The organism is Acidithiobacillus sp. (assembly GCF_027322205.1).
GTDB lineage: Bacteria > Pseudomonadota > Gammaproteobacteria > Acidithiobacillales > Acidithiobacillaceae > Acidithiobacillus.
In genome coordinates, this window is record NZ_DAHVHY010000068.1 from 1 (window position 1) to 10,651 (window position 10,651).

Sequence of the window (10,651 nt, forward strand, 5' to 3'; positions counted from 1 at the left end):
CATCTACGGGCAGGTGGCGGAGGCTGCCCTGCCGGTGCGCGAGGATCACCCCCTGCACCCCCGCAATCCCTATGCCGTGAGCAAGGTGGCCGCCGAGGCGCTGTGCTACCAGTGGAGCCAGACTTCCGGCTTTGCGATCATCATGGTGCGGCCCTTCAACCATATCGGCCCCGGCCAGAGTCCGCGCTTCGCCATCGCCGATTTCGCCAAACAGGTCATGGAGATTCGCCTGGGCCGCCGCGCGCCGGTCCTGCAGGTGGGCGACATCGACGTCACCCGCGATTTCACCGACGTGCGCGATGTGGTGCGCGCCTATGGCCTGCTGCTGGAGCAAGGCCGGAATGGCGCGGTCTATAATGTCTGCTCGGGGCGGGAGTATGATATCCGCGACCTGCTGCGGCGGTTGATGGTCCTCGCCGGGGTGGATGCGCGCATGGAGCAGGACCAGGCACGCCTGCGCCCCGCCGAACAGCGGCGCATGGTCGCCAGTTTTGAGGCCCTGCATCGGGACACCGGCTGGCAACCGGCGATAACCATTGAGCAAAGCCTTCAAGATCTACTGAACGACTGGGAGAAACAACTACAATGACGAAACATGCCCTCATCACCGGCATCACCGGCCAGGACGGCGCCTATCTGGCGCAATTGCTGCTGGAAAAAGGTTACCAGGTCTGCGGCCTCATCGCCCGCCGCGGCACCGACACTCAGGGCCGCCTGCGCGAGCTGGGTATTGCCGGTCAGGTGCGTCTGCTGGACGGTGACCTCATCGATCTCTCCTCCATGATCCGCGCCATGGAAAAGTCCCAGGCCACCGAAGTCTATAACCTCGGCGCCCAGAGCTTCGTCGGCACCTCCTGGGATCAGCCCATCCTCACCGCCGAGGTCACCGGCACGTCGGTGGTCAAAATGCTGGAGGCCATCCGCATCGTCAACCCCCAGGCGCGTTTCTATCAGGCCTCCACCAGCGAGATGTTCGGCCAGATTCAGGAGGCCGTACAGTCGGAGCGCACGCCATTTCACCCGCGCAGCCCGTACGGGGTCGCCAAGCTCTACGGTCACTGGATTACGGTGAACTACCGGGAGAGTTTCGGCATGCACGCCTCCAGCGGCATCCTCTTCAACCACGAATCCCCCCTGCGCGGCACCGAGTTCGTCACCCGCAAGATCACCCTGGCCCTGGCGCGCATCCGTCACGGTCAGCAGGACGTGCTGGAACTGGGCAATCTGGACAGCAAGCGCGACTGGGGCTTCGCGGGCGATTATGTGCGCGCCATGTGGCTGATGCTGCAGCAGCCCACACCGGAAGATTACGTGATCGCCACCGGCCAGACCTGGACGGTGCGGGCGTTCGTCGAAAAGGCCGCCGCCTACGCGGGCTTCGATCTGGCCTGGGAAGGCAAGAACGAGCAGACCCAGGGCATCGACCGCAAGAGCGGCAAGGTCATCGTCCGCGTCAACCCGGCCTTCTACCGCCCCGCCGAGGTGGACATCCTCATCGGCGATCCGGGCAAAGCCAATCAGCAATTGGGCTGGAAGCCGGAAGTACCGTTCGACGCGCTGGTGCGGATGATGGCCGAAGCCGACTTGCGGCGGGTGGCGAGAGAGGCTGTTGCATGAATCCATTGATCCCCGTCATCCTCTCCGGCGGCGCCGGCACGCGCCTTTGGCCCTTGTCGCGCCGGAGCCATCCCAAACCCTTCCTGCAATTGCCCGATGGCGAGACGCTGCTGCAAAAGACCGTACAAAGGGCGCTGGCCCTGCCGGAGGTGACCCGTTTCATCACCGTCACTAACCGAGAATATTACTTCCAGACCCGAGATGTCTATGCGCAGGTGGCTGGGGCAGCGGAGCGGGAGGCGTTCTATCTCCTGGAGCCGGTGGGCCGCAACACGGCCCCGGCCATCGCCGCCGCGGCCTTGCAGGCGGAAGCGATGGGCGGGCCGGAAGCCACCCTGCTGGTGCTCCCCGCCGATCATCTGGTGCAGGATCAGGCCGCCTTTGCCGTCGCCGTCGCGCGGGCGCAGCGTCTGGCCGAAGCAGGCTATCTGGTGACCTTCGGCATCACGCCCGCCTGGCCGGAAACCGGTTATGGCTACATCGAGGGTGGCGAAGCCCTGATCCGGGAGGGCGGTACGCTGGGTTTTGCCGTGCGCCGCTTTGTCGAAAAGCCCGATGCGGCTACCGCTGCGGCTTTTCTCGCCCAGGGCGGTTACACCTGGAACAGCGGTATGTTTTGCTTTCGCGCGGACGCGTTTTTGTCCGCCCTGGCGAGTTATCAGCCGCAACTCGATAAGGACATCCGCGCCGCCTGGACCGAAGGGCGTTGCGAGACGGATTTCCGGGAGCTGGCGCCGGCCTTCGCGCAGGTGACGGATATCTCCGTGGATTATGCCGTCATGGAACATGCCGACCGGGTGGCGGTGGTGCCGGGAGGTTTCGGCTGGAGCGACATCGGTTCATGGACGTCTTTCGGCGCCTTGCTCGCCGAGGACGCCAGCGGCAACCGGGTGCTGGGGGAGAGCGTGCTGGAGGATGCGCAAAACTGCATCGTCCATAGCGCGGACCGCCTGACCGCCCTGCTGGGCGTGGAGGAGCTGATCGTGGTGGATACCCCCGATGCGCTCCTCATCGCCCGCAAGGACCGCGATCAGGACGTGAAGCGGATCGTGGCCGAACTCAAGCGGCGCGGCCATCAGACCCATAACCTGCACCGCACCGTCCACCGCCCCTGGGGCACTTACACGGTGCTGGAGGAGGGCTCGCGCTTCAAGATCAAGCGCATCCTGGTCAAGCCGGGCGCGGCCCTGTCCTTGCAGATGCACCACCACCGCAGCGAACACTGGATCGTGGTGTCGGGAACCGCCAAGATCGTCAACGGCGCCGAGGATCGCTTGGTCCACACCAACGAGTCCACCTACATTCCCGCAGGTACCCCGCATCGTCTACTGAATCCCGGCGTGATCGATCTGGTCATGATCGAGGTGCAGAGCGGCGAGTACCTGGGCGAGGACGACATCGTGCGCTTCGACGACCGCTACGGGCGGGCGCCCTATAAAAGTACATCCTAATCCCGCGATGGAAGGCGGCGCAGTCGCTTGATTTCAACTCGCATGAACCGTTTCGTACTGCCGTTCTAACCATTGGCAGTAACTTCCGTCCATGACGGCGCGCCACCATTCCGGGTGCTCCAGGTACCAGCGGATGGTCTGGCGGATGCCGGTGGGGAAATCCACGGCCGGTTGAAACCCCAATTCGCGGGTGATTTTAGCGGCGTCGATGGCGTAGCGGCGGTCATGACCGGGCCGGTCGCGCACATGCTGGATCAGGTCGGCACTTTTGCGGCCCTGCGCCGCCGCTGAATGCGGGTAGGCCTGCAACCACCGGGGATCGCTCGCGAAAAGTTCGTCCATGATCTGACCGATAAGCAGGACGATGTCGATATTGGCCCATTCGTTGCAGCCGCCGATGTTGTAGCTCTCCCCTTCCCGGCCCTGCTCCAGAATCGCGGCGATGCCCCGGCAATGGTCTTCCACATAAAGCCAGTCGCGAATCTGGCGACCATCGCCGTAAAGTGGCAGGGGCTTGTTATGCAGGATGTTGACGATGATGAGGGGGATCAGCTTTTCGGGAAAGTGATACGGTCCGTAGTTGTTGGAGCAGTTGCTGGTGCTGGTACTGAGTCCGTAGGTATGTTGATAGGCGCGCACCAGATGGTCCGCTCCCGCCTTGCTGGCGGCGTAGGGGGAGTTGGGTGCATAGGGCGTCGCTTCGCGGAAAGGCGGGTCTTGAGGACCAAGGGTGCCGTAGACTTCATCCGTGGAGATATGATGAAAACGGTGGGGAATACGGCCTTGCGGACCATCCAGCCAGAGGTTTTTGGCCACCCGCAGCAGGTTATGGGTGCCGATGATGTTGGTCTGGATGAAGGCGTCAGGGTCGTGGATAGAGCGATCCACATGGCTTTCGGCGGCGAAGTGGACCACGACGTTGAGGTGATGGTCGGTCATCAGCCGCTCGACCAGCGGGGCGTCGTTGATGTCCCCTGAGACAAAGCGAAAACCGCTGTGCTGCTCCAGTCCGGCCAGGTTATGACGATTGCCCGCATAGGTGAGGGCATCCAGCGCAACCAGGGTGGCATGCGGATGCTTGCGTAGCCAGTGGTGGCAGAAGTTGGCACCGATAAAGCCGGCAGCACCGGTGACCAGCAGGCGTTTGTCACTAATAGGATCGACGGTGACGGACATCGGGTGCTCCTTATTGGAATCAGGCTTCTTTGAGTTCGGCCAGCATCTGCCGCAGCGCCGCCCGCCAGTGGGGCGCGGGACCCAGCGTGGCATAGCTGGTGGACTTGTCGAGCACGGTATAGGCCGGGCGGCGGGCGGGGGTGGGATACCCGCTCGTTGGAATCATCTCTATGGGGATGCTGCGCTGCAGGTGTCCCGCAGCCACGGCTTCTTCCTGAATCGCTACGGAGAAATCATACCAGGAGGCCACGCCCGCGTCGGTCCAGTGCTGAATGCCCGTAAAATCCGGGTGATCTATGGCGCGCCAGATCGCGCGGGCGAGACCCGCGGCCCAGGTCGGGGTGCCAGTCTGGTCACCCACGACCCGTAGCACGTCGCGCTCGGCCAGGAGACGCAGCATGGTTTTGACGAAGTTGCTACCGTGGGCGCTATAAACCCAGGCGGTGCGCAGAATGAGGGCGGTGTCACCGAGGATTTCCCGTACCTGCTGTTCACCAGCGGCCTTGCTGCCGCCATAGACACCGAGGGGAGCTACTAGCGCGTCGGGTTGATAGGGGGTGGATTGCGCGCCATCGAAGACGAAGTCGGTGGAGATATGGATCAGGCGGGCTCCGCACGCCTGGGCGGCCAGGGCGCAGTGGGCGGCACCATCACGATTGATGGCATAGGCCATATCGGCTTCAGATTCGGCACGGTCCACGGCGGTGTAAGCGGCGGCATTGATGAGACAGTCGGGCCGGAAACTTTCCACCGCCGCCCGCACCTTGCGGGCATCGCAAATATCCAAATCTTGGCGTCCCAGGGCATGCAGCATGACTGAGGGTGGCTGACTGCGTTGCAACTCCCAGCCTACCTGGCCTTGCGCGCCCAGCAGCAGCACGCGATATCGGTCGGCTTCTCCGGCCAGGGTCGTCATGGAAAGGTCTCGCACGCGGACAAAGCGAGTCCTGCGGCATCTTTACCAGCCAGCAGGGGTGGATTACCAGCCAGCAATGGCCAGTCAACGGCGATATCCGGATCGTTCCAGAGCACGCAACGTTCTGCTTCCGGAGCGTAAAACTCCGTGGTTTTGTAGAGAAAGTCGGCCGACTCGCTGAGCACATAAAAGCCGTGGGCAAAACCGGGGGGCACCCAGAGCATCTGCTGATTTTCCGCGGAAAGGGTGGCACCCGCCCATTGCCCGAAATAGGGCGAGGATCGGCGCAGGTCCACGGCTACGTCAAAAACCGCACCGCTCACGACACGCACCAGCTTGCCCTGGGGCTGACGAATCTGGTAATGCAGCCCACGCAGCACGCCCTGCTGGGAGCGACTGTGGTTGTCCTGCACAAAGTCGAGATCCAGTCCGGCCTCAGCGAAGGCGCGCCGGTTCCAGCTTTCCATGAAAAACCCCCGGGCGTCACCAAAAACTCTGGGGGTGATGAGGAAAACCTCCGGAATGGCGAGGGCCTCCATCTTCATGGGTGGCGCCCTTCGCTGAGAATGCGCAACAGATAATCGCCGTAGCCGCTCTTTTGCAAGGGGGCAGCGAGACAACTGAGGGCTTCACCATCGATGTAGCCCATGCGGTAAGCGATTTCTTCGGGGCAGGCAACTTTGAGTCCCTGGCGTTCTTCCAGGGTGCGGATGAACTGGCCAGCGTTGAGCAGATCCGCGTGGGTGCCGGTGTCGAGCCAGGCCGTGCCACGACCAAGCACCTCTACCTGCAACCGCCTTTCCTGCAGGTAGAGGCGGTTGAGGTCGGTAATCTCCAGTTCGCCGCGTGCCGAGGGGCGGATTTCCCGGGCCATCCTGCTGCCGTCGCCGTCGTAGAAGTACAAGCCGGTCACCGCATAGGAGGAGCGCGGAGTTTCCGGTTTTTCTTCGAGACCGATGGCCTGGCCGTCGGCATTGAACTCGACGACACCATAGGCACGCGGATTGGCGACATGGTAGGCAAAGATGGTGGCGCCGGTATCGCGGGTGTTGGCGGCTTGCAGCGTTGTGCTGATCTCGTGGCCGTAGAACACATTGTCACCGAGCACCAGCGCGGAGGGGCTCCCCGCCAGAAATTCCTCGGCGATCAGCAGGGCCTGCGCCAGCCCTTCGGGGCGCGCCTGCTCCGCATACTGGAAAAAAAGACCCCATTGGCTCCCGTCTCCCAGCAACTGCTGGAAACGTGGTAAATCATCAGGGGTGGAGACGATCAGCATCTCCCGGATACCCGCCAGCATAAGGGTCGCCAGCGGGTAGTAGATGAGGGGCTTGTCATAGACCGGCATGAGTTGCTTGCTGACGGCCTGGGTCAACGGATAGAGCCGGGTACCGGAGCCACCGGCGAGGATGATCCCTTTACGTTGCATGGCGCGGCCTCAAGTTGAGAGAAATTATCAATGGGCGGGGATACGTTGCCTATCACCTTGTTGCTGTCGCGGCAATTGTATGTGGCCGGGGGCGCCTGGGCAACCTTGATGATGCCAGCCACAAGCGCTCGAAGGCGATCAGCTTTCTGAATCCATTATCGCCTTGAATTCCTCCGCTGTGAGAATCCTGGAAGCACTCAACTTCCGCAGGGCGAGAAGATCTGCATCGCCCGTCACCAATGCTGATGCTTGCGCCTGACAGGCCAGCACGAGAAATATCTGATCGGCCGCGTCACGGCAGACAGGCAGATTACTGGGCGGGTCATGGATCAATGCGGTTTCGGTGTAGGGAAGAAAATCAGCAAGTAATTCTTCCTGATCCGCCCGGGAAAGCTTGAACTTCGGGTAAGCCAGCACCCGCAGCAACTCCGTCACCGTTTCATGACAAACGATGGGCACGAGTCGCCCCCGTTGCCAGGCGTCGCGCAGCCATGCTACCCGCCCTTGAGTGAACACCAGCGCCGACAGAACAAGATTCGTGTCCAGGACGACCCGTGGTACCGGAGCCATGCTCAACCCCTCTGGCGAGCCCAGCGGACGGCATTGGCCACATCTTCCTCACCGATCCCCATAGAGGCGAGTTTTTCCCGCACCGCATCTGCTTTTTGCAACCGGACGGGAGTAAGGATGATATGACCGTCCTTGGCCTCTACCTCAAAGTATTGCGCTGACGCCACCTGCTGAATTGCCGCTTTGGGCAATGTAATCTGATTCTTGGATGTCATTTTGGCCAACATGTTGACCCCTCCGAAACAAGGAAGAAAGGAAACCGGGATACAATACTCCATATTGCCGGGGGCCACCAACTACAGTGGGGGCTGTCCCCGGCTTGAGCGATGGCACCTCAACGGCATAAGCTAGCCCCTCTGTCCGGTCAACATAGCAAGGGATCATCATGAACAGACAGGGTGGCCTGTCCACTGCAAACGTCCGCAACCAGCCCGGGACGGACCAGCAGCGCGGGCACGCGCTGGGCGCCGCCATGCTGGGGATGCTGCTGGACGGTTACGACCTCAGCATCATGGCCGTGGTTCTGCTCCCGTTGCACAGCGCCTGGCATTTGCACGCGGCCGAAACCGGTCTGCTCATGGCCATGGCGTTACTCGGGTCTTTGCTGGGGGGCTTGGCGGGCGGGGTCTTCACCGACCGTTTCGGTCGCCGCAAACTGCTTTTCCCCAACATATTCCTCTATGTCATCGGCGCTCTGGTCAGCGCTTTCAGCCCGGATGTCTCCATACTTTTCCTGGGTCGCTTGCTGACCGGCCTGGCGATCGGCCTCGACTATCCGCTGGTAGCGACCATCGTTGCGGAATACAGCCAGCCCGCAAACCGGGGAAATCGTTTCGCCCGGGTAAACCTGGCCTGGTATGTTGGCGCTCTGCTTTCTACCGGTGTCGGCTGGGTCCTGCTGTTTACCGGGGATGACTCCTGGCGCTGGATGCTGGGTAGCGCGGTCGTCCCCGCGCTCGGCCTCCTGTGGTTACGGCGCGGCCTCCCGGAATCGCCGCGCTGGTTGGCGCGTAACGGGCATTCCAGCGCGGCCCGCGCGGCCCTGACCCGGCTCTATCCGGAGTACACGTCCGCCGAACTCAGCACGCAGTTGACGGCTTTTCAGGGGCATCGCCAGTCGTGGCGGGTGCTGCTGCATAGAGTCTGGCTGCGCCGACTGGTGCTCAGCATTTTCCCCTGGTTCTGCCTGGATGTGGTGGGTCTGGGCATTGGTCTGTATTTTCCCATGGTGTTGCGCAGCAACGGGTTGGCCGGCAGTAACGGGGCCGCCGCCGCCATCAATGCCGGCTTTCTGGTGATCTCCGCTCTGGGCATTATTTATATCCTCTCCCGCCTCGACCGCTGGGGCCGGATTCCCTTGCAAAGCGCTGGCTTTGGTCTGATGTCCCTCGGGCTGGGACTGTTCGCGCTGTGCTCCTGGAATGGCTGGATTGTCGGGATTTACGCGGGTGCCGCGGTCTATTCCCTGGGTGTGGGCATCGGTCCGGCGGTAACGGTTTTTGCGCTCGCCGTAGAAATTTTTCCGACGGAATTGCGGGCCAGCGCGGCAGGGTTGGCGACGGGGATTTCCCGCCTGGGGGCCTTCATTTCGGCGGTATTATTTCCTGTTTTTGAAAAAAGCTGGGGAATACCCTTAGTCCTGGTGGTCATGGCCATCGTGGCCCTGCTGGGGATGCTCGCCACCCTGATCTATGGGGTGGAATCACGGCAGAAAAGCCTGGAAGACTTGGAATGCGTGGATAAACAGGTGGCAATACCCTGATTGAATGGGTTTTCTACTCAAAGCTCCAGGTCCGCACAATACGCAACGGGGTAGGCGGGTACTGCCAGATGGCGGGTAAGGCCGGAAAGGGCGCTGCCTCCCGAATGATCGTATCGACGGCGTTTACCAGCGCGACGTTCTTCGATCCTTGCCGCATCTCGATCTCCATCAGTTGCCCGTCAGGGGCGATAGTGACAGCGACAACGACGCGTCCCTGAGGGAGGACGGGATGACCTCCCGCAAAGAGATGTTTCCGGGCCAGTGCCATGATTCGACCTTCCCAGTCCTTCAGATAGGCAGTCAATGCGACCGCCCGCGCTGCCGGTGACGCCGTTGACGGCACGCTTTCCCGACGGACCGGAAGAATGCCGTCCGGGCTGCGCGGCGCGGGTACCGCGGGCGAGGTAATCTGGGGACGGAGCAGGTTCGGCGTCAACGAAACTTCCACCAGCGAACTGACGGGCGTTTTTTCAGGCAGGGTTCCCGCCAGCCCTCCCAACAATGCTAGCCAGACCAGCACGTTGATGACCATGGAGAGCAAGACCCAGGGGAACAGGGTATCGAGGTCTTCCGGCCGCAAACGCAGGACGCGCATGATACCGACCAGGGCGGCGGACCCAAACCAACGTACCCGGAAGAGAACATCCAATACCGGCGCGATTAACCCCATGGATGGCGACGGCAGCGCGGCAAATGCGCGTCGCGACGGCTTCATCCCAACCAGTCAGCGGCGGCGAGGGCGTAATAGGTGATGATGGCGTCGCTCCCGGCCCTTTTGATGCCCAACAGCGATTCCAGGACACTGCTCTGCAGATCCAGCCAACCGGCGCGGGCGGCGGCTTGCAGCATGCTGTATTCACCGGACACCTGATAAGCCAGCACCGGCAGGTCGCAGCGCTCGCGGAGGTCACGGATGATGTCCAGATACGCCATGGCGGGCTTTACCATCACCATATCGCAGCCCTCCTGAATATCCAGTGTCATCTCGCGAAACGCCTCACGCCGATTGGCCGGATCCATCTGATAGCCTTTGCGGTCCCCGAACTGGGGCGCGCTGTCGGCCGCATCGCGGAAAGGGCCATAAAAAGCGCTGGCGTATTTGACCGCATAGGAAAGAATGCTGACCTGCGGATGCTGCGCCGCGTCCAGCGCCTCGCGGGTAGCCATCACCATGCCGTCCACCATGCCGGAAGGGGCGACGACATCCACCCCCGCTTCTGCATAAGAGATGGCCTGTCGCTGCAGGTTTTCCAGAGTGGCGTAATCGTCACGATCACCGCCCGCATCCAGGACACCGCAATGGCCGTGGGCGGTATATTCGCAAAAGCAGGCATCGGCAATGATCAGGAGTTGCGGATATTCGGCGCGAATGGCGCGAATGGCCCGTTGCACCAGCCCCTCCGCCTCCCAGGAGGCAGCGCCGGTGGCATCCTTGCAGTGATCTTCAACGACGCCGAACAGTAGCACCCCGGAGACGCCCCGCGCCGCGGCCTCCGCGCAGAGCTGCAACGCCGAGTCGATGCTGTGACGGAAAACACCGGGCATGGAGGAGATTTCCGTACGGACGCCTTTGCCCTCCACCAGAAAGACCGGCAGGATGAAATCCGCCGCGCGCAGATGATGCTCACGCAACATCCGGCGCATGGCCGGATGGCGACGCAGGCGGCGGGGCTCGTGGCGGGGCGGCAGATTGAGCAGGTTCATGCAACAGGCTCCAAGCTCTGCACCCATGC

The 10,651-nt window shown here is 62.3% G+C and carries 12 protein-coding genes; 4 read left to right on the forward strand and 8 right to left on the reverse strand.

Going from position 1 to position 10,651, the window contains the following annotated elements; translation table 11 throughout:
- The 3 genes from M7F93_RS09635 to M7F93_RS09645 form a co-directional block, all read left to right on the forward strand.
- On the forward strand, positions 1-589 hold a 589-nt coding region (locus M7F93_RS09635), incomplete at its 5' end, for a GDP-mannose 4,6-dehydratase (RefSeq protein WP_298172576.1).
- On the forward strand, positions 586-1,617 hold the full coding sequence (gene gmd, locus M7F93_RS09640) for a GDP-mannose 4,6-dehydratase (protein WP_298172579.1): 1,032 nt from the start codon (positions 586-588) through the stop codon (positions 1,615-1,617). The genes M7F93_RS09635 and gmd, both read left to right, overlap by 4 nt.
- Complete coding sequence (locus M7F93_RS09645) at positions 1,614-3,068, forward strand: mannose-1-phosphate guanylyltransferase/mannose-6-phosphate isomerase (protein WP_298172583.1); 1,455 nt, start codon at positions 1,614-1,616, stop codon at positions 3,066-3,068. Before gmd ends, M7F93_RS09645 begins: the two co-directional genes overlap by 4 nt.
- A gap of 33 nt (positions 3,069-3,101) precedes the next feature.
- On the opposite strand, the gene rfbB is transcribed toward M7F93_RS09645, so the two are convergent.
- The 6 genes from rfbB to M7F93_RS09675 form a co-directional block, all read right to left on the reverse strand.
- A complete protein-coding gene (rfbB, locus tag M7F93_RS09650; RefSeq protein WP_298172585.1) occupies positions 3,102-4,244 on the reverse strand; it encodes a dTDP-glucose 4,6-dehydratase in 1,143 nt (380 codons plus the stop codon).
- A gap of 19 nt (positions 4,245-4,263) precedes the next feature.
- Entirely contained in the window at positions 4,264-5,160 is an 897-nt protein-coding gene (rfbD, locus tag M7F93_RS09655) for a dTDP-4-dehydrorhamnose reductase (protein ID WP_298172588.1), read from the reverse strand.
- Entirely contained in the window at positions 5,157-5,705 is a 549-nt protein-coding gene (gene rfbC, locus M7F93_RS09660) for a dTDP-4-dehydrorhamnose 3,5-epimerase (protein WP_298172591.1), read from the reverse strand. The genes rfbD and rfbC overlap by 4 nt, the downstream gene beginning before the upstream one ends.
- The gene (rfbA, locus tag M7F93_RS09665) at positions 5,702-6,586 is read right to left on the reverse strand and encodes a glucose-1-phosphate thymidylyltransferase RfbA (protein ID WP_298172594.1); all 885 of its coding nucleotides are present in this window, start codon (positions 6,584-6,586) and stop codon (positions 5,702-5,704) included. The genes rfbC and rfbA overlap by 4 nt, the downstream gene beginning before the upstream one ends.
- Before the next feature lie 138 nt (positions 6,587-6,724).
- Positions 6,725-7,156, reverse strand: coding sequence for a putative toxin-antitoxin system toxin component, PIN family (locus tag M7F93_RS09670; protein ID WP_298172597.1), 432 nt, complete (start codon positions 7,154-7,156; stop codon positions 6,725-6,727).
- Between the two features lie 2 nt (positions 7,157-7,158).
- Positions 7,159-7,383, reverse strand: coding sequence for an AbrB/MazE/SpoVT family DNA-binding domain-containing protein (locus M7F93_RS09675; protein WP_298172600.1), 225 nt, complete (start codon positions 7,381-7,383; stop codon positions 7,159-7,161).
- 158 nt (positions 7,384-7,541) lie between these two features.
- Between M7F93_RS09675 and M7F93_RS09680 the strand changes: the two genes are divergently transcribed.
- Positions 7,542-8,918 carry an MFS transporter gene (locus tag M7F93_RS09680; RefSeq protein ID WP_298172601.1) on the forward strand — a complete coding sequence of 459 codons (1,377 nt, stop codon included), beginning with the start codon at positions 7,542-7,544 and terminating at the stop codon, positions 8,916-8,918.
- 13 nt (positions 8,919-8,931) lie between these two features.
- On the opposite strand, the gene M7F93_RS09685 is transcribed toward M7F93_RS09680, so the two are convergent.
- A complete protein-coding gene (locus M7F93_RS09685) occupies positions 8,932-9,588 on the reverse strand; it encodes a TonB family protein (protein WP_298172604.1) in 657 nt (218 codons plus the stop codon).
- A 41-nt stretch (positions 9,589-9,629) separates the two neighbouring features.
- Entirely contained in the window at positions 9,630-10,649 is a 1,020-nt protein-coding gene (gene hemB, locus M7F93_RS09690) for a porphobilinogen synthase (protein WP_298172607.1), read from the reverse strand.
- Positions 10,650-10,651 lie beyond the last annotated feature (2 nt).

Bases quoted from the DNA above. Each gene is read 5' to 3' on its own strand.
- gmd (WP_298172579.1), top strand. From the start codon at position 586: ATGACGAAACATGCCCTCATCACCGGCATCACCGGCCAGGACGGCGCC.
- M7F93_RS09645 (WP_298172583.1), top strand. From the start codon at position 1,614: ATGAATCCATTGATCCCCGTCATCCTCTCCGGCGGCGCCGGCACGCGC.
- rfbB (WP_298172585.1), bottom strand. From the start codon at position 4,244: ATGTCCGTCACCGTCGATCCTATTAGTGACAAACGCCTGCTGGTCACC.
- rfbD (WP_298172588.1), bottom strand. From the start codon at position 5,160: ATGACGACCCTGGCCGGAGAAGCCGACCGATATCGCGTGCTGCTGCTG.
- rfbC (WP_298172591.1), bottom strand. From the start codon at position 5,705: ATGAAGATGGAGGCCCTCGCCATTCCGGAGGTTTTCCTCATCACCCCC.
- rfbA (WP_298172594.1), bottom strand. From the start codon at position 6,586: ATGCAACGTAAAGGGATCATCCTCGCCGGTGGCTCCGGTACCCGGCTC.
- M7F93_RS09670 (WP_298172597.1), bottom strand. From the start codon at position 7,156: ATGGCTCCGGTACCACGGGTCGTCCTGGACACGAATCTTGTTCTGTCG.
- M7F93_RS09675 (WP_298172600.1), bottom strand. From the start codon at position 7,383: ATGTTGGCCAAAATGACATCCAAGAATCAGATTACATTGCCCAAAGCG.
- M7F93_RS09680 (WP_298172601.1), top strand. From the start codon at position 7,542: ATGAACAGACAGGGTGGCCTGTCCACTGCAAACGTCCGCAACCAGCCC.
- M7F93_RS09685 (WP_298172604.1), bottom strand. From the start codon at position 9,588: ATGGGGTTAATCGCGCCGGTATTGGATGTTCTCTTCCGGGTACGTTGG.
- hemB (WP_298172607.1), bottom strand. From the start codon at position 10,649: ATGGGTGCAGAGCTTGGAGCCTGTTGCATGAACCTGCTCAATCTGCCG.